Below are 18,585 nucleotides of genomic sequence, written 5' to 3'. Positions count from 1 at the left end.
TAAGGGCAAACTATTGGGTAAACAAACTATTTCTCAGGGATGTCTCGACCAGCGCGATCCCTGCCAGCGCTGGTCAATTTTTGCGGCGGCCGAACCGCAGAATTCCCATGCTTCTCAATCCCGTCCAACCAACAGTAATGTAGCCGATCGCTAACAACAAACTGTTGATTCCCGTCTGCAAACTCGAATTTCTCGATCGAGTTCTTAACTCTTTCTCTTTTTGTTGCTTGCGGGTGCGAATCTCGTTGCGAGCTTGAGTGGGAAGTGATTGAGCTTGCTGTTCCAGGAACTTGTCGAGGGCTTTCGGGTCATTTTTCGACTGCTCAAGCACAGCTTTCAATTCCTTGGGAACCTCTGGACTCTTGAGTGCTTCTTGCAGCTTCCCGTCGTCTTCCAGCAGCGCTCCTATCTGGCTGCGACGCTGGCTTTTGAGCTGTTCTACCTGAGCTTTAAATTGAGGGCTTTTAAGTTGTGCCTCAAGTTGACCTTCCGCTTGTCCCGCTTCTTGATCGACTTGAGCCAGAGCATCCTTGAGTTCCAAACGAGTATTGTTGAGGTGAACGGGAACCAGAGATAGGTAAACTAGACCTAACAAGCTGGAAATCAACAGCGCCCAGAATCGCAAGTCCAGCCAAACGTTGCGTCGCTCAATAGAGACTCCACTGCTGCTGTCCACCCAAAAGCCAGTCATCAGGAGGGCGATACCGATCAAAGGAATAATGCCCTTGTCAACTATCTGAGTTGCAGCAGTCAACTGCCAGCCTCGATTGAGAAGGTCTGAAGTTTCTCCCGGCAGCGACAGAACAATGCAGTCAAGCAAAGCAGACAGAATTAAGATAATCCCGACTACTTTGAGAGTTCGAGCAGCTACTGAAGAAAATTGACGGCTATTACTTGCTTTCATAATTCGTGTTAGATAATTCTACACCGTTAGATTCAAGGGGGTAGTTGAGTGGATTTTGTTGAACGAGTTTAGCTATTTTCCACCAAAATAGCTGCTTCGGGTACCGAACTCGACTTTCCTCTGGGTTTTCACAGGCTGCGGTTGCGACCCAAAGGTCGAGTTTCTGCACAGCTATATACAGTTGGACACAGGAGGCTGTGCGCTTCTGGGTTGGCTGTAAAGCTTGGTCAAGATTGCGCCCAGAAACGGCAGCAAGCAACTGCTGGCTTCTTCTATAGTCTGACGAATCCAGCGTAAAGATGAGCTCTGCACGCTTGGGTTCGGTGCTTTTAACTAGCTTTCGCTCGCGCGGCGGTGTCAGAAATTATAGACACAGGAGGAGCGCGTTTCGTTGGGTTTCACCCCCTAGGGCTCTCACTCCCCGATCGCCTGCCCGATGCGGTGGAACTCTCATCCCTTGTCTTATAGTAATTGATATAAGAGAGGGCGGGAATAAATAATTGTTTACCAACCTTTTTTACCTCCAATTACCAACAGCAGGATATGGCAGTTACCTATAAAATATTAGCTGTTTTTTACCTAGAAATTATATTTTGAAAATCTGCTTGAGCCTCGGTGATCTTTAGTTATCTTTTCTGGCTAAAAAGTTACCAGTTGCTAATTAATGTTTGCTCAAAGGCAACTATTAATTAGTGGAAAAATTGAAGGATATATTTTTAAATAACGAAAGTGCAAGGAATCACATTTTTTGGTAGGATAATTTTGATCGCTGTTCAAATTGGGTGGTAAGGACTGCAATGATTTCTGATGTTTATACGTTGAGAGAACTTGAAAGATCGATCGCATCCGATCCGGACAAGTGGCGTCCGCTCGTGTTTACTAACGGGTGCTTCGATATCCTGCACTGCGGTCACGTCCGCTATTTGCAGGCGGCAAAAAATTTGGGGCGATCGCTGGTGGTGGGATTGAATAGCGACGCCAGCGTGCAAGCTATCAAACCGCAGCAGCCGGGATTGCCACCCCGCCCGATCGTACCGGAAAATCAGCGAGCCGAAGTGTTAGCCGCTCTCAAACCAGTAGACGCCGTAGTAATTTTTTCCGAGATTACAGCAACTAAACTGATAAATATCCTGAAGCCTGATATATACGTTAAAGGAGGCGACTATCAAGTCGAAACTCTGCCGGAAGCACCGGCGGTTATCGCCGGAGGTGGCAAGATTTCCTTGATCGAAATAGAAGTTCCGAGTTCTACCAGTGCGATCGTCAAACGCATTTTACAATTAGGTACTTAACCCTCGATCGCAAACAGCAAACAGTGAGCTAAACTCAGAAGTTGCCCCATCAAAAAATGCTAAAGTACGCGCGTGCGAAGCTATCCCGTAGGGAATCGCTCGTACAATTTCATTCCAATTGCTAAGCAGGAGATAATTTTAATGGAACTCACAAGCAATAACACGATCGCGGAAATCCTACAAAGACACAAAGCAGAGTTACTAGCAGACTGGCTCAAAGAACTGCAAAATACCGGGCTGCGGCGGGACGACTTGATGAGAGCCAAAGAATTGCGCTCGGAGTGTCAAGAGTTCCTGCAATTACTCCACATTGCAGTCGGGCACGGTAATTTTAGCGACATCCAGACACCCGAATGGGAAAATATGCGGGTGTTGCTAGCAGAAGTTTCGCGATCTCGTGTTCAGAGAGGCTTTACTCCCTCAGAGATAGCGAGTTTCATTTTATGCTTCAAAAAGCCATTGTTCGATCGGCTTTGTCATGAACTGACACAAAACCGCGACGCACTTGTCGAACAACTTTGGCTTTCCACCAGTTTATTAGACCAGCTAGGCCTGTGGGTGACAGAAATCTTTCTCAAAGCTCGCGAAGAAGTAATCGAACGCCAGCAGCAAGAAATGCTCGAATTGTCAACACCCGTAGTCAAACTTTGGCAAGGCATTCTCGCTTTACCCATGATCGGGACTCTCGACAGTGCCCGCACTCAAATAGTAATGGAAACTCTGTTGCAAGAAATCATGGAAACTGGCTCAGAATTTGCGATTTTAGACATTACAGGCGTGCCGACTGTTGACACTTTAGTTGCTCAACATTTATTAAAAACTGTAGCCGCCGCCCGTTTAATGGGTACTGAGTGCATCATCAGTGGCATTCGCCCGCAAATAGCTCAAACCATAGTTCACTTGGGAGTTGACTTGCAGGATATTCTCACAAAAGCGACTTTAGCCGATGCTTTTAAAGTCGCGTTGCAGCGCCAAGGTTTAACTATAAAAAATCTTAACGAGGACAGATAAACATATTGCATTCTGACAAAAGAAATCTAGTACAACTTAACAAAGAGGTGAATTTGTGGAACGAATACCGATTCTTCAAATGGGAGAATTTTTGCTAGTAACAATTCAAGTAGATATGCACGATCGCTTAGCAATGACGCTGCAAGATGACCTGACGAACCGCATCGTCAAAACAGGTGTTAAAGGTGTGTTGATAGAAATTTCTTCTCTAGAAATAGTTGATTCTTTTATCGGTCGTATTATCAACAATATCGCTAGTATGTCTCGAATTTTAGATGCGGAAACAGTTGTGGTCGGAATGCAGCCAGCGGTTGCTATTACGCTCGTTGAGTTGGGGCTTTCCCTGACAGGAGTTCGCACAGCTTTAAGCGTTGAAAAGGGCATGATTTTGTTGCGAAAATCCTTGGGTTTTTATCCTCACGAGAATGCGCGAGCAGTTGATCAATTGTCCCATAACTGAGGCACAGGCAGTCAAGAACCTAGTTTGTTTGTAGATACCTTGTTGACAAACTGAAGAAGATTTCTGAGGACAGGGCTTACGCACTCAAGGGGGTTAAATCAAGGGTTTGAGATTGCTTCACTAGGTTCTCTATTGAGAGAAAATCGTAGTAAGTGCGTAAGTCCTATTAGGAGAAACTAAGTTGACCAGCGTAAGTCCTATATTTTGTGGAGAAGTTCTATTTTGGTACAGTAGCCGCTATGTCAAAACGTGAGACACTAGAAATCCGATCGTCATCCGATATAGTCCACGTCCGACAGCAAGTGCGAACTTGGGCTGTAGCAATGGGATTCGGTTTACTAGACCAAACGAAAATCGTTACCGCAGCCAGCGAACTTGCCCGCAATACTGTAGAGTACGGCAAAGGGGGAACTGTAACTCTCGAAACGCTGCAATTAGGAACCCGCAAAGGACTGAAGCTGATATTTGAAGACAAGGGGCCGGGAATTCCCGACATCGAATTGGCAATGACTGACGGTTATACTTCTAATCAGGGTTTGGGTTTGGGGCTCAGTGGTTCCAAGCGGTTGATGCACGAATTTGAGATTGTTTCTAAAGTGGGTAAGGGGACTAAAATTGCGATCGTCCGCTGGCGGTGAACCAGTAATAGGATTTGAGAGTTGAGATTTTTGATTAAACCATTGGGAATGACCGAAAGTATCCAGGATACAAGCCCCCGGATGAATCTCGCGCAAGTTAATGCTTCAATTCTAAAATCTAAAATCTAAAATCTAAAATCTAAAATCGATAGTGGGTAAGGGGACTAAAATTGCGATCGTCCGCTGGCGGTGAGGAGTAAGGAGAGTGGGAGATTGGGAGAGAGTGGAGTCGCGCGCGCTACAAATGACTAATGAGAAACCGGGTTTCTATGAGTTTTGGGTTGGGTAACGAGAAATCTCAGTAGAAACCCGGTTTCTGAGGTCGATCGCGCGCTACAAATGACTAATGAGAAACCGGGTTTCTATGAGTTTTGGGTTGGGTAACGAGAAATCTCAGTAGAAACCCGGTTTCTGAGGTCGATCGCGCGATGGCTAACTAAACTAAGAACTAATGACTAATGACTAATGACTAATGACTTTTTAAATGCGCGCCAGCTTAAGATGAGAACTACAAAATAATGATAGATGCCGTAGCCCTGCCCGTAACAGAAGAAAGTCAAGTGGGAGAAGCGCGCCGAATCGCAGTCGCCCTCGCGGCCGAAGTCGGATTTAACGAGACCGATCGCGGTAAAGTGGCAATTGTTACCACCGAAGCAGCAAAAAACGTGGTCAAGCACGCCCGCGAAGGAGAAATTTTGCTGCGAACATTAAAAACAGCCGCAGGATATAGCATTGAAATAGTAGCGCTAGACCGGGGGCAGGGAATGGCAAATGTCGCGCTGTGTCTGCGGGACGGTTTTTCTACAGCGGGAAGCCCTGGAACTGGACTGGGGGCAATTAAACGCCTCTCTACTTTTTTTGATATTCATTCTGTACCAAAACTGGGGACAGCCTTATTAATGCGGCTGGAACCGACCCAAAATAGCCGGGAAGCATCCCAAAACAGCAATTACTTGGAATTTGGGGTAATCCACTTGCCGAAAGTAGGAGAGCAAATTTGCGGGGATTCGTGGGCGGCAGAAAATCACGGTGAGAAAAACCTGATTTTAGTTGCAGACGGGCTCGGCTACGGGGATTTGGCCCAGGAAGCGTCTGGCGAAGCAGTGCGGGTATTTGAGGAAAACGCCAAACTCGGGCCGAAAGCAATTTTAGAGAAGGCGCACGCTGCTTTAAAAAATACCAGAGGAGCGGCTGCGGCGATCGCCCAAATCGATCGTACCCAACAAACAGTTTGTTTTGCCGGAATTGGCAACATCAGCGGTGTAGTGGTCACAGATAACCAAAGCCGCACCATGGTTTCCTACAATGGCACAGTTGGACATATGATGCGAAAAGTAGCAGAATTTGTTTATCCTTGGTCGCAGCAGTCCCTACTCATCATGCACTCCGACGGTTTGGCGGCGCAGTGGAATTTAAACCGCTACCCGGGTTTAGCCTCCAGACATCCTGCTTTAATCGCAGCCGTGCTCTACCGGGACTTCAAACGCACTCGCGATGACATGACAGTTATAGTAGCCAAGGTAAGAGAAGCAGCGTGAGTTATCCAATCCTGACGACGGAAGTCCGCTTTGAACAAGACATCGTACAAGTACGCCAAAGAGCTCGCCAAATTGCTAAAGGGCTGGGATTCGATTCCCAAGTACAAACCCGCATCGCCACAGCAGTTTCCGAAATTGCCCGCAATGCTTTCAAATATGCAGGCGGTGGCAAAGTAGAATTCATTGTGGAAGGGGAATCGCCCCAAGTTTTTCGGACTCGGATTTCTGACACGGGGCCGGGAATTGCTGATTTAGCGGCTGTGTTAAGCCCCAATTTTCGATCGCAAACCGGCGCGGGACTCGGTTTAGCAGCAGCGAAACGGTTGATGGACGAAGTGAAAATCGACTCTCGGCCCGATCGCGGAACGGCTGTACAATTAATTAAACAGTTTTCCAAAAATATGCCTGCGCTGAGTGCGATCGAACTAAATCAATTAGTTGACAAACTAGCGCGCCAAATTCCCGAAGATCCCTATGCCGAAATTCAGCAGCAAAATCAAGAATTACTACGTACTTTAGACGAACTCCGCCAGCGTCAAGAAGAACTCGTACAATTAAATCAACAGCTAGAAGATACCAATCGCGGAGTCCTAGCACTTTACGCTGAATTGAACGACAAAGCCGAATCTCTCCGGCGCGCCAGCGAACTCAAAACCAGCTTTCTCTCCAATATGAGCCACGAGTTTCGCACTCCCCTAACGGCAATTATGAGCCTTTCGGAAATATTGTTAAATCGCCTCGACGGAGAACTTTCAGCCGAACAGGACAAGCAAGTAAATTACATTTACAAATCCGCCGAGTCTCTCGCAGAACTTGTCAACGACTCGTTAGATTTAGCCAAAGTGGAAGCCGGAAAACTAACTGTTCGCTTGGCTGATTTTGAAGTCGAAGATTTGTTCAGCGCCCTGCGAGGAATGATGCGCCCCCTGCTTCCCCAAAACTCTGCCGTTTCTATAATTTTTGAAGATCCTCTCGAACTTCCAATCCTCACAACCGACGAGGGAAAAGTTTCTCAGATTTTGCGAAATCTGATTTCTAATGCCCTCAAATTTACCGCAGCAGGTGAAGTTAGAGTTGCTGCGGAAATAGGAGAGGAGGGAACAGTTACTTTTTCAGTAGCAGATACGGGCATAGGAATTCCTCCAGCCGACCAAAGGCGGATTTTTGAAGAATTTGTCCAACTCGAAAACCCCTTGCAGAATGGCGTCAAAGGCACGGGATTGGGATTGTCTCTGTGCAAAAAACTGGCGGAATTTCTGGGGGGAAGTATTGAAATCACAAGTTCACCCGGAGTGGGTTCGACTTTTTTTGTCACACTGCCAATTCTGTATCCTGGGGAGGAAGAAAACCCTTTGGAAATGTCCCCTGCTAAGGGAGATGAAATACCGCTGGCAAACGCAAATTCTCGTAGCTTGCGGGGTTGCGGGCGATCGCCAGCGGCGGATTCAGCAGCCAAAGTTTTGATTGAGGAGGATGAAGATAGTTTTTCGGTATTTGCTGAAAAACTTGCTGGGAGAAATTCATTGTACTGCGATATAGGTCGCCGACGGCGCTGAAGGTTGGGTTCGGCTGCTCTTTGAGCAACCGCAAGCAATTTTTATCGACATTATGATACTCACTGAAAGCATCCAGGATACCCGCCACGTGATTCATCCGTGGAAAAATAAAAAACCTGTATCCGATGAAACTGGCCGAACGTATTTATCTCGCGCAAGTCAATGCTTCAATTCTAAAATCTAAAATCTAAAATCTAAAATCGATTGACTGAATTTGACGTTTTGGAAGAGTTGAAAGGCGATCGAACTACTTGTCAAATACCTGCTATCGTGATGAATTCCAAACATTTTGGGTTACATCACTTTTTTGCTGTGCGGGATGCTAGGATTTCACGATAAAAAATATTATTCCGATGCGAAGGGAAACGATATCAGGAATTGTAGCTTTTGAGCACTGAAGTCCGATGCTGCAAACCTAATTATATTTTTTCACCGAATTTTATATGGTTCGTAAGGATCGCGAATTAAATAACTTACAATTTTAATTGTTATTGTGGGATGGGCGGGACGCCCGTCCAAAACGGACGGGCGGGACGCCCATCCCACAAACTTGTGGAAGTTATTTAATTCTCATTCCTCAGAGAGTTAATTTATAGCAGGCAAGATTTATTTAATTTGCAACAGAATTTAACCTTTGTGCTGTAAAATGTAGCAGTTCTCAGTTGCCGACTATATAGTAGGGACTTACCGATGGCCTGTTTTCGTGTGGGCGATCGGCTAAAATCCAGGATAAATCTTGTTCTTAGCAAAGTCTCGATTAATAAAAATAATGCAACAGTAGACCCGGAATCCAAACCCATACAAAATAAGCCATTCCCAATTCTAAAATCTAAAATCTAAAATCTAAAATGGTATGACTTTCATCTCGCTTCAATATGCGCTGTTTCTGTTAGTTTTGTTCGGGGCTTACTGGTTGGTTCCGCTGCAGTGGTGGCGACTGTTCATCATGTTGGCGGGTAGTTTGATTTTTTACGCTTCGCTGCAAATTTGGTACATTCCTTTGCTGTTAGTCGCTGCTTTGTTTAATTACTGCTTGGGGATGGCGATTGGGGAACCTCTGGATTGGCGGATTGCTAATGAATCTTGGAACCGCCGCCGTTTGTTGCTGCTGTGGATAGGCATCTGCCTGAATGTGTTGCTGCTTCTGGGCTTTAAGTATGTGCCTTTTTTATTGAGTTCGATCGGCACTTTGTTCAATTGGCCTGTAGCTATCGACGGGGCTGACTGGGTGAAAAGTCACGTCATCGCACCCCTGGGATTGAGTTTCTTTTGCTTTGAGTGCATTGCTTATTTGATTGACGTGTACCGAGGCGCGCCTGCTGCTACTTCGCTGCTGCACTTTGCTGCTTACAAGTTGTTTTTTCCCAAACTGATTTCCGGCCCGATTACTCGGTATCACAACTTGATATATCAACTGAAAACCCAACAATTTCCAACGCCCGATCGCATTTCTGAGGGACTTTGGACGATCGCCTTTGGTGCAGTAAAAAAAGGTCTTTTCGCAGATAACTTGGGAATTTATGTCGATTTAAGCTTTACCAATTTACAGCGGGCGGGTAGCGAGGATTTGTGGCTGGCGATTTTGGCTTACGGGCTGCAACTTTATCTCGATTTTAGTGGCTATGTTGACATGGCGCGCGGTACTGCTTTGCTGCTGGGTTGGTATTTGCCACCAAATTTTGATTTTCCTTATTTTAGTGCCAGCATAGCTGATTTTTGGCGACGCTGGCACATGACTTTAGGCGATTGGCTACGCAATTATTTGTATTTTCCTTTGGGCGGTTCGCGAGTCGGTTTGTGGCGCACTTGTCTGAATTTGTCTATTGTCATGTTAATTGCGGGAATTTGGCACGGGGCGGCTTGGGGATTTATTGTGTGGGGGGTTTTACACGGTTTAGCTTTGGCGGTTCACAGGCTGAGTGATGTGCTGTTTAAGCGGTGGCGGATCGAGTTTTTGTGGGAAAATCCGATCGGGATTGCGATCGGTTGGCTGTTGACTCAGGCGATGGTTTTTGGTAGTTGGATATTTTTCCGACTTCCCGATTTAAAGGATTCTGGATGGGCGATTTCGCATTTGTGGGGACACACTGCTGACGTGCAGTTTGCTGAGAAAGTTTATGTAGAAGCTTTGGGTTTAGATAGAGTGAGTTTAGCTTGGATTTTGGCTGCTTTGGCTGTGGCGATGCTGGGGAATTATGCGTTGAGTCGGGGTTTGAAATTAGAGTTAAATTGGCCGATGAAATTGGTGTTAGTGCCGCTTTGTTTGTATGCGGTTTGGGTGTTGGCTCCCGAAGGCGGTTTGCCTTATATTTATTTTGATTTTTAGGGTATTATTTAAGTCGCCTTCTGAACAGGCTTTCCGGTCTGTTCCACAAAGAGTAGATTTTCTTGTGGAACAGGCCGGAAAGCCTGTTCTTGAGAATGGTGCAAGATGTCAGTCGAAGTGATTCCCCGCTACCTATTAGTGTCAACTTAAGCTTTTTGTTCGCCAGTCCTCCCGCTCACCCAATAGTCCGCCAGGGAATGAATTCCCTGTCTCATAGCTAAAGTCCTCTCAAAGAGGACTGAAGAACTCATTAGTCCTCATCGCGAGGAATTTCGCTTTGAGGCTCTTGTTTCAACCGCTGCCGGACTGAGGGTTTAACGTTAAGTTGACATCAATGCCCGCTACCCTACAACTGATAAGAACACCAGTCACTCCAGCTACCTACATAAAGTTTAGCATCGGGAATTCCGGCAATTTCTAAAGACAGTAAATTGACGCAAGCCGTCACCCCGGAACCGCAATAAACAATAATTTCTTCAGCTTTTTCTAATTCTGTCCACCGCTGTTTTTGTTCGGATGCCGATCGCACTTTTCCAGTTTCATCCGTCACCCCTTGCCACGGATAGTTAACCGCACCCGGAATGTGACCTGCAATGGGGTCGATCGGCTCCCGCAAACCTTCATATCTCTCGCTTTCTCGCGAATCAACCAAAATCTTTCCCGGCAAGTCTTTACGCGCTTTTACCGCCTCAATATCTACCGCCAAATCCGGCTGCAATTGAGCAACAAATTTACCCTCGCGGGCGTCTGGCAAAATATTTGTTACCGGATAGCCCGCCGCTTTCCAGCCGCTGAAACCGCCGTCTAACAAAGCGACTTTGCTGTGTCCCATATATCGCAGCAGCCACCACAAGCGAGCTGCAAAAGCCAGTCGCGAATCGTCATAGGCGACGACTAAAGTTTCTGGTGAATTAATGCCGATCGCGCTCAATTTATCAGCTAATTCTTCAATGTTTGGCAGCGGATGTCTACCGCCGTGTTTGCCCACAGCACTCGCGAGATCGCGGTTTAAATCTAAATAGAAAGCTCCGGGAATGTGACTTTCTTGATATTGTTTTTGTCCCAATTCAGGGTCGGCAAGGGAAAAACGACAGTCAATGATTACCACTTGCGGATTGTCGGTATTGGTGGCTAACCATTCAGGAGAAACGATTAAAGTGTTGTCAGTCATAAGTATTCAAATCTATATTTTAACATTTATCGGGAAGGAGCTTTTTTCTCTGGTTCTGCTTTATCGGTACGAGATTTTTTAGAAGTTTGTTTCTCCGAAGCTCTTTTTTCAGAATTGGATTTTTTAGGAGTTGCTTTTTCCGAAGGTGATTTTTCGGCTGGTGCGGGAGTTGGAGTTGGCTGAGGGGGAGTTACTGCTGCTTCTTGAGCGTAAAGCAGATATTTCTGATACTCGATTACTTTTGCTTGAGCTAGTTGATGGTTGGGGCTAGAAACTGGTACTCTTCTCATTAATGAGACGGCTTCTTGCCAACGATCGATAACTGTACTCCAATCTTCCTTGGTTTTTGCCGATCGCCCTAATTCTGCTGCTTTGAGTGCGCTGTTAACGGCTTCTCGAAAAGTATCTGGTGCAGCATCCGGTGCAGTTGCTAAATCTGCTGTTTCACCCGGATTATTCCCCGCAGTTGCTGCTGGCTGGTTCAAAATTTTACCGACAAACGCCACCACGGCGATCGCCAACATACCCGTTACTAGCCCGACTACAATGAAAGTCGATCGCAGTCGGTTCTCAAATGCAGCAAGTTCCGACGGTTTTTCCTCCTCAATATTGTTCTCCATCTCTGTGCGATCGTCCATATTAACCACAGCAGTATTTGGTACAGATTCTCCTCCAAAGCTCTGTGGTTCAAAAGTGCTATTCTCCCAACTAAACTCTTGACTCCAAGCAGCAGCAATCTGACCGCTTTCTCGGCCCTCAACCTTCACTTTGCGAATCGAATCCGGCTGCAAATTCGTCAGCTCGGTGCGAACAAAATCAACTAATGTATTTTCTATGGGTACCTGCTCGGCCTCAAGAATTACATCCAAACAGTCGCCGTCGAGATTAGCGGAGGCTGTGATGCCTTCAGATTGCAACTGGCTGTTGAGCCAAGATGCGATCGCAGTGGCAATATCTCCCTGCTTGGCAAGTTCCTGAAAATTAAGCTCTGTCATAGCTGGACACCTGATAATGCAGAAGGAATGAAAAATTCATAAATAGTTTTTTTAAGTTAAAAACACCCTAACTGAAATTCAATGAATAGTATAATATATCGCGGCAAATCCCAGCCCAAAGATGCAAATTCTCACTCTCGCTCCCCCTGGCATCCCTTGGGGAATGACTTGCATTGCTTGGCTTTAAGCCGAACTCAGGTTTGTAGTGAGGAATGCAAGTCGTCTTGCTCAGCCGCCAAATACTGCTGCTGCAACCAGGTTTTTGATACCGGGCGCGCCAGTCCAGATATTGCCAGCGTCGCCCCTACAACCAGCATCCGGCTGGAAAAATGCTCGATCGCGCGGATTCGAGATTTGAGATTAAAAAATTGTGCGATCGCAGTGCCATCGGCGGACAGCGAGTGATATCATCATTTAGTCAATATTCAATTTTTTATAGCAAATAACTCGATCGCACAATGGTAGCAATAGCAATTTTAGCGGCTGGACGCGGCACGCGCATGAAATCTGACTTGCCTAAAGTTCTACACGAATTAGGCGGTCGATCGCTAGTTGAGAGAGTCCTCCAAAGTTGTCAAGAAATTCAAATTACCAGGCGACTTGTCATCGTCGGTTATCGAGGTGAACTCGTTAAAGAATCCCTGATTCGAGGTCAAGAAAGATCAGGAAAAAATCCTCAATCTCCTCCCCTAGAATTTGTCGAACAAACCGAACAATTGGGAACCGGTCATGCCATCCAACAATTGCTGCCTCACTTAGAGGGATTTCAAGGAGACTTGCTGGTCTTAAATGGGGATGTACCTTTGCTGAGGGCAGAAACTATCAAACAATTGATGGCCATTCACAAACAGCACAAAAACTCTGCTACTTTATTGACAGCTAATTTACCGAATCCCCAAGGGTACGGACGAGTATTTACCGACAGTCAAAACTTAGTCCAGCAAATTGTCGAACACCGCGACTGCACACAAGCTCAAAAGCAAAATCACCGAATTAATGCAGGTGTTTACTGCTTTCACTGGCCGGATTTAGAGAAAATTTTGCCAGAATTGAAGGCAGATAATGACCAAAAAGAATATTACCTAACTGATACGGTAAATTTCCTCAGCCCGGTGATGGCGGTGGATGTGGAAGATTATCAAGAAATATTGGGAATTAACGATCGCAAACATTTAGCCACAGCTTGCGATATTTTGCAAACGCGGATAAAGGACAAGTGGATGACGGCGGGAGTGACGCTGCTCGATCCCAACAGCATCACGATCGACGATACCGTAGAGTTGCAGCCGGATGTCGTAATTGAACCGCAAACTCACTTGCGGGGAAATACTTCGATCGCCTCCGGGAGTCGCATCGGCCCCGGCAGTTTGATCGAAAACAGTCAGATTGGGGAAAATGTGACTGTGCTTTATTCAGTGGTTTCTGACAGTATGGTTGCTGAAAATTCGCGAATTGGCCCTTACGCACATTTGCGGGGACACGCAGAAATTGGGGCTAACTGTCGCGTCGGCAATTTTGTAGAATTGAAAAATACTCAAATAGGCGATCGAACTAATGTCGCTCACTTGTCTTATTTAGGCGACGCGACTTTGGGAGAAAAAGTCAACATCGGTGCGGGGACAATTACGGCGAATTATGACGGAAAAAACAAGCACAAAACTCAAATAGGCGATCGGAGTAAAACGGGTTCTAACAGCGTGCTGGTTGCACCGATAACTTTGGGGGAAGATGTTACTGTAGCGGCGGGTTCTGTGGTGACAGAAGATGTGCCGAATGATTGTTTAGTAATGGCTCGTTCCCGGCAAGTTGTCAAACCAGGTTGGAAGTTGAAGGAATGAGAATTAAATAACTTCCACTCTTGAAAGTGGGATGGGCGTCCCGCCCGTCATGAGTGGACGGGCGGGACGCCCATCCCACAATAAAAATTAAAATTGTCAGTTATTTAATTCGCGCTCCGAAAGAACCTAAAAAGTCAACGATTGTTCACTTTTTAGATGATCAGTTTCCACCCAATTGCGAGTTTCGCACTCGATACCAAAGAAACCGGGTTTTTATAACAGAAGCGATCGCACTCTAGGAGAGATTTTGCTAAAAAACCCGGTTTCTGCGTAAGTCTCCAACCTTGAGAAATCGGGTCGATCGCGAGCAGCTATTTTTGGTTATTTTGCTGGTGCAGATAGTTGTTAATCGCTTTGGCGATTTTTGCTTGCTGGTATGGGTTCATAGTGCGGGGTAGGGAGATGCGAGAGCCTCCACAAACTAACAGTCTAACTTCGTACCAAATGTCATGCTCCCGATCTTTTGTTCGCTCGACTTCCACGCCATAAATCTCGCACAGAGAGTATTGAATTAGCTTAGTTCCCAACAAACCCTGCTGTTTAACAGTCAGGGCATTTAAAGTTGTATCAAAGCTATAAATTTCCTTTTTTCCGAAGGCTATTACTGCTATCCCTGCTGTCACAAATATGGCTCCTATCCCTAGAAACCAACTGTCGAGTAGCTTTAATTCCAGCAATCTGCGCTCCGCATTTTTAACAAAAGAATTGATGTCCGAAGCAATAGCGTCTTGGGTTCCCCAATTAGGGGAGTTAGCAGTGAAAGGAACATAGCCAGCATCAGTCCGAAGTACAACTTTGCTGGTGTAGGCCGCTCTGACAACTTTTGCTCCCTGCAAAGAAGCAAGCTGAATTTCTTGAATCTTCGATCCCAGCAAGCTCGATCGCACCAACTGACAATTCCCTTGTGTTCCTTGCACTCTGTGACAATACAGGCTTGCCAAATTGTAATCAAACGCCGCCAATTTCAGTCCAAATACCATTAACAAACAGCTAGGTAGCCAAAAATCAAATACGCCACGAGTCTGAATTTTTAATTCAGTCGCTGTTTGCTCGATTATTTTCATTTATTTTACCCTGAGATTAAACAAAGGATATTAGAGGCCCTATCTTTGCTGGGATGCGCCCTATTGTTAACTTATATGTTATTTGAAGTTTGTCCTATGACCTGAGCCTTTTGATCTTGCTAAGATATTAGCACTAAAATGTCTCGCGCACAATAACTGTAGCGAGTATAGGTGCGGGTGGCTTTGAGATAGCTTTCCGTCATTTCTCCCTGGTGATGGACTTGGGCGATTGCCTACGCGATATAGCAATCCTCGCATCATTTGCATAATTATTGTAGGGGCAATCCCACGCCCGGTTGCCCGATAGATAGGGGGTAGGCACTCTTAGCACTACCCCTACCAATTTATCTGAATATTTAGGATTGCTATAGCTAGGGTTCACTGATTTGTAGGGCAAATACATTGCTAACCGTGCGATTATCCTTAATCGAGATATAGCTGCGAATCAAGTCAGCCATTTTGTATTGTTCTGTTAGTGAATAGCTTCTTAAACAGATGATATCGCCCCCGAACATCCACAAATCAACATAATAACTACGATTTCCCTCGCTATCTCCTATTTCCTCTAATTCCACCGCAGAAATATCGCGAGTTGAGCATTCGGTAACATCATGAAGCCATACACCCCGTCGTTTAATGGTCATTTTGCTAAGAGTTTTATCAAAAATATATGTTTCATCTATCGCCCCGTCCAACAAAGACAGCGAAAACAACAGAAAGATACCTCCACCTATCCAATTTGATACTAAAATAATCTGCAATAATCCCATAACGATAAATGGAGAAATTAATAGCAAACCATCCCAAAAGATGGCTGTTTTAATTATTAATCTATTTGGCGTTTGCTTGATGATTTTCATGATTTAAGGTGAGATTTTTAACAACCCTGTGAATCACTTATCTATTCGCTGTATGCAATTTTTACTGCACCGATTATTATTTGACACTGCTTTGGACGATCGCACTTTTGGTGTTGTAAACAGCCTTGACAGCATAAGCCTCGCCGGGACGTATATGTAAAGCTCTGTTAAAATTGATTAAAGCGGTTTGATAGTCTCCCCGATCGTAGTAAATATAGCCGACTTTCATCAATTGTTTGAAGTCAGAATTTTGAGCAGCAACACGTGCAGAATTAGGATTATTTACAGATGCAGCAGAAGTAGGAGATGGCTCTAAAGCAGGAGATAACTCTTGATTGGGTGATGGAGAAGTGTTGAAACCAGAAGGAAAAGAAGAGGGCGATTGCTCGTTATACCCCTGCTCTACATTAGATCCAGAGCCAGAGATTTTTACAAAATTTTTGCCATAAAATACTGAAGTAGTAATGCCTCCCAATACAAACATCAACAATCCAGCACATTGAATTAAGAAGGTTTTTCTAATTTTTTCATTGCTCCAATTTTTGATATAAAAAACCAATGATGCCAATGGGACAAGCAAGTAAAGCACTCCCCAAATAGTTTCCTCTCCAAAAGCTTGAACTAATCCCCAAAAATAGCCAACAAGACTTAAAACTAAACCTAGGATAAAAAATAAGGCGATCGCAATTCCCGGCATTTTCTATTTCTCCAGTAGATGTATACTTATTTTGACAACTGTAAAAGAGCGGATTTTCAACCTGAAACTCTTTCCCCTGTTTGCTGTGTTAAAAATAGATTAGCGGTGACAACAGTTCGATCGCGCACAGCGAATGTTAGGATTTAGGTTAGGAATTTGACTAGGAACTCGATCGCGACTGCCGCAAATGATACTCTCAACCCTCGATCGACCCGAAGAACCATTTGCACGCGCCAGCAAAGGCTGGGACATCCAAAAGCTTTACACCGACTTGGCAAATGCCAAACAACAATTCGCCCCCCACACCAGAAGAGGGCTGACACCTGTAGAAAAGCGGCACCTCTGCGGCTTGTTGTGCGGCTACAGCCCAGCCGAAATTGCGGTATTTCTCAACAAACAAATCAAAGGTGTAGAAGTTGACTTGTCAAAAACTTTGTACAGATACATAGAATTATTGACAAATCGGCCCCGAAATGCTCTTAAAAATTGGAGAGATGCGATCGACTGGCTGGAAATAGCCGGATATAAAACGCAGCCAAAAACCTCAACCGGCGCCATATTAAAAGCTACTCTCCACCATTCAGACAGGATTTTGTCTGCAGCTATCAGTCCCGACGGACAATTCCTCGCAACGGGATCAGAGGATAGTACAGTGAAAATTTGGAGTTTGCACAGCGGGGAACTGCAGCAGACAATTTTCGGACATTCAACAGCCGTATTGCTAGTGGCTTTCAGTCCCGCCAGCAAAACGCTGCTGACACGATCGCGCGCGGGTACAGTCAAACTCTGGAACCTGCAAAACGGCCAACTGCTGAAGCGTTTGGCAGAGGTACACCGCCACGAATCCGTCGCCGTAAGCCCCGACTGGCAAATTTTGGCGATCGGCACCACCCGCAGCACTGTCAAGCTTCAGCACCTCAACAGCGGCCAACTGCTGCAAGTTTTGGCAGGCTATCAAGGGGATGACATAAGTGCGATCGCCCTGAGTCCCAACGGAAAAATGCTAGTAGCCAGCGGCCTCAATGCAGCCAGCGGTTTCTGTCGCGCCACAGTCACTTTGTGGGAATTGCCGGGAGGCGAAGTGAGACGAACATTTGGCAGCGAAAATTATGTAGCGATTTCTTCCGATAGCCAAATTCTTGTCAATCATGGTGGCCAAACTATCAAACTCTGGAATTTGCAAACAGGCGAATTATTGCATTCGCTGCAAACAGCAATTCGCATCACTTCCGCCGCCGCAATTAGCCCCGACGGGAAATACTTTGCAGTGGGGTGTTTTGACGGTACTGTTAGACTTTGGAATTTTCGCGGCGAATTGCTGCACACTTTAGATGGACATTCTAGCCCTGTGTCTGCGGTGGCGATCGGGCTTTTGGGCGAAACTCTCGTCAGTGGCGGAGAGAATGGTACTGTTAAACTTTGGCAACTGCGGATTGAAGATTAGAGAGGTGACGGGCCATGATTAAATTATTGGAGTATAATTGATTTAAGGTTTTTGAGAGGGGCCCAGACAATGAATGTTACCCTAACACCAGAACAGGAAAAATACGTGCTCTCGCAATTACAAGGTGGCAACTATGACAGCGTTCAGGAACTAATTAGCGAAGCATTGCAACTGCTAGAAGAAAGAAATCGTGCACTGAAACAGCAGCGTCTGGCAGAACTCAGACAAAAAATTGCTAGCGGCACTGAGCAAATTGCTCAAGGAAAAGTGACTGATGGTGAAGTAGTTTTTGCCAGATTGCAGGAAAAAATTCGCTCAATTTCTGAGTCTGGATTATGAGCAGCTATTCTTTCTCAGATGATGCAATTCAAGATTTAGATGACATTTGCTCCTTCTATTGCTGGTAATAATTACAGTTCGGCCAGTAAGCTTTTTGATAGGATTCGAGAACGATGTAAAGTCACGGCGGATTTTCCTAATATGGGTAAAAATTATAGCCAGCTATCTCCCAGCTTGCGAGGATTTATTGTCGATGATTACATCGTTTTTTATTACCCCTGAGAAGATGGAATTGATGTAGTTCGCGTAGTGAATGGATACCGCGACTTGGAATCTCTTTTTTCAGATTCGGATGAAGGATAGGACGAGCGCATTTTCAGAACTCATTGCATAAAATGTCGCCATATTGCTAGAAGTGAGAAAGGAATGAGTAAAACTAAGGATCGCGAATTAAATAACTTACAATTTTAATTGTTATTGTGGGATGGGCGTCCCGCCCGTCCAAAAAGGAC

At 45.4% G+C, this 18,585-nt stretch carries 19 protein-coding genes; 13 read left to right on the top strand and 6 right to left on the bottom strand.

Features of this window, described 5'->3' with window-relative positions:
- Nucleotides 1–73: 73 nt before the first annotated feature.
- Entirely contained in the window at nt 74–904 is an 831-nt protein-coding gene (gene hpsJ-B, locus QUB39_RS17365; RefSeq protein WP_333211711.1) for a hormogonium polysaccharide biosynthesis protein HpsJ, read from the bottom strand.
- 797 nt (nt 905–1,701) lie between these two features.
- Between hpsJ-B and rfaE2 the strand changes: the two genes are divergently transcribed.
- The 8 genes from rfaE2 (at nt 1,702) to QUB39_RS17325 (ending at nt 9,725) form a co-directional block, all read left to right on the top strand.
- Nucleotides 1,702–2,196 (top strand): D-glycero-beta-D-manno-heptose 1-phosphate adenylyltransferase, encoded by a 495-nt coding sequence (rfaE2, locus tag QUB39_RS17360; RefSeq protein ID WP_333056897.1) that lies wholly within the window; start codon nt 1,702–1,704, stop codon nt 2,194–2,196.
- Nucleotides 2,197–2,337: 141 nt separating this feature from the next.
- Entirely contained in the window at nt 2,338–3,207 is an 870-nt protein-coding gene (locus tag QUB39_RS17355; RefSeq protein ID WP_333211709.1) for an STAS domain-containing protein, read from the top strand.
- 55 nt (nt 3,208–3,262) lie between these two features.
- The gene (locus QUB39_RS17350; RefSeq protein ID WP_333211706.1) at nt 3,263–3,667 is read left to right on the top strand and encodes an STAS domain-containing protein; all 405 of its coding nucleotides are present in this window, start codon (nt 3,263–3,265) and stop codon (nt 3,665–3,667) included.
- Nucleotides 3,668–3,906: 239 nt separating this feature from the next.
- Nucleotides 3,907–4,305 (top strand): anti-sigma regulatory factor, encoded by a 399-nt coding sequence (locus QUB39_RS17345; RefSeq protein ID WP_333056894.1) that lies wholly within the window; start codon nt 3,907–3,909, stop codon nt 4,303–4,305.
- Nucleotides 4,306–4,823: 518 nt separating this feature from the next.
- Entirely contained in the window at nt 4,824–5,843 is a 1,020-nt protein-coding gene (locus QUB39_RS17340) for an ATP-binding SpoIIE family protein phosphatase (RefSeq protein WP_333056893.1), read from the top strand.
- Nucleotides 5,840–7,399 (top strand): ATP-binding protein, encoded by a 1,560-nt coding sequence (locus tag QUB39_RS17335; protein WP_333056891.1) that lies wholly within the window; start codon nt 5,840–5,842, stop codon nt 7,397–7,399. The genes QUB39_RS17340 and QUB39_RS17335 overlap by 4 nt, the downstream gene beginning before the upstream one ends.
- Before the next feature lie 204 nt (nt 7,400–7,603).
- Complete coding sequence (locus tag QUB39_RS17330) at nt 7,604–7,738, top strand: hypothetical protein (protein ID WP_333211702.1); 135 nt, start codon at nt 7,604–7,606, stop codon at nt 7,736–7,738.
- Nucleotides 7,739–8,252: 514 nt separating this feature from the next.
- Nucleotides 8,253–9,725 (top strand): MBOAT family protein, encoded by a 1,473-nt coding sequence (locus QUB39_RS17325; RefSeq protein ID WP_333056890.1) that lies wholly within the window; start codon nt 8,253–8,255, stop codon nt 9,723–9,725.
- A 346-nt stretch (nt 9,726–10,071) separates the two neighbouring features.
- On the opposite strand, the gene QUB39_RS17320 is transcribed toward QUB39_RS17325, so the two are convergent.
- A complete protein-coding gene (locus QUB39_RS17320; protein ID WP_333056888.1) occupies nt 10,072–10,896 on the bottom strand; it encodes a sulfurtransferase in 825 nt (274 codons plus the stop codon).
- 26 nt (nt 10,897–10,922) lie between these two features.
- Nucleotides 10,923–11,891: a hypothetical protein gene (locus tag QUB39_RS17315; protein WP_333056887.1), complete on the bottom strand. Its 969-nt coding sequence runs from the start codon at nt 11,889–11,891 to the stop codon at nt 10,923–10,925.
- Nucleotides 11,892–11,972: 81 nt separating this feature from the next.
- Between QUB39_RS17315 and QUB39_RS17310 the strand changes: the two genes are divergently transcribed.
- Nucleotides 11,973–12,296, top strand: coding sequence for a hypothetical protein (locus tag QUB39_RS17310; protein WP_333056886.1), 324 nt, complete (start codon nt 11,973–11,975; stop codon nt 12,294–12,296).
- A gap of 53 nt (nt 12,297–12,349) precedes the next feature.
- Nucleotides 12,350–13,729 carry a bifunctional UDP-N-acetylglucosamine diphosphorylase/glucosamine-1-phosphate N-acetyltransferase GlmU gene (gene glmU, locus QUB39_RS17305; protein WP_333056885.1) on the top strand — a complete coding sequence of 460 codons (1,380 nt, stop codon included), beginning with the start codon at nt 12,350–12,352 and terminating at the stop codon, nt 13,727–13,729.
- A gap of 311 nt (nt 13,730–14,040) precedes the next feature.
- On the opposite strand, the gene QUB39_RS17300 is transcribed toward glmU, so the two are convergent.
- The 3 genes from QUB39_RS17300 to QUB39_RS17290 form a co-directional block, all read right to left on the bottom strand.
- Complete coding sequence (locus QUB39_RS17300) at nt 14,041–14,793, bottom strand: hypothetical protein (RefSeq protein WP_333056884.1); 753 nt, start codon at nt 14,791–14,793, stop codon at nt 14,041–14,043.
- A gap of 371 nt (nt 14,794–15,164) precedes the next feature.
- On the bottom strand, nt 15,165–15,653 hold the full coding sequence (locus QUB39_RS17295) for a hypothetical protein (protein ID WP_333056883.1): 489 nt from the start codon (nt 15,651–15,653) through the stop codon (nt 15,165–15,167).
- A gap of 76 nt (nt 15,654–15,729) precedes the next feature.
- Nucleotides 15,730–16,350 carry a hypothetical protein gene (locus QUB39_RS17290; protein WP_333056882.1) on the bottom strand — a complete coding sequence of 207 codons (621 nt, stop codon included), beginning with the start codon at nt 16,348–16,350 and terminating at the stop codon, nt 15,730–15,732.
- Nucleotides 16,351–16,537: 187 nt separating this feature from the next.
- Between QUB39_RS17290 and QUB39_RS17285 the strand changes: the two genes are divergently transcribed.
- From QUB39_RS17285 to QUB39_RS17275, 3 genes are all read left to right on the top strand, one after another.
- Complete coding sequence (locus QUB39_RS17285) at nt 16,538–17,794, top strand: WD40 repeat domain-containing protein (protein WP_333056881.1); 1,257 nt, start codon at nt 16,538–16,540, stop codon at nt 17,792–17,794.
- A gap of 69 nt (nt 17,795–17,863) precedes the next feature.
- Nucleotides 17,864–18,133 carry a type II toxin-antitoxin system ParD family antitoxin gene (locus QUB39_RS17280; protein WP_333056880.1) on the top strand — a complete coding sequence of 90 codons (270 nt, stop codon included), beginning with the start codon at nt 17,864–17,866 and terminating at the stop codon, nt 18,131–18,133.
- Between the two features lie 39 nt (nt 18,134–18,172).
- The gene (locus QUB39_RS17275; RefSeq protein ID WP_333056879.1) at nt 18,173–18,355 is read left to right on the top strand and encodes a type II toxin-antitoxin system RelE/ParE family toxin; all 183 of its coding nucleotides are present in this window, start codon (nt 18,173–18,175) and stop codon (nt 18,353–18,355) included.
- The last annotated feature ends 230 nt before the right edge of the window (nt 18,356–18,585 follow it).

Origin of the sequence: Microcoleus sp. AT8-B5 (assembly GCF_036705565.1) — a bacterium.
Taxonomy (GTDB): domain Bacteria; phylum Cyanobacteriota; class Cyanobacteriia; order Cyanobacteriales; family Microcoleaceae; genus Microcoleus.
The sequence above is the reverse complement of the archived record's forward strand: the minus strand, read 5'-3'. Positions and strand labels throughout refer to the sequence as shown.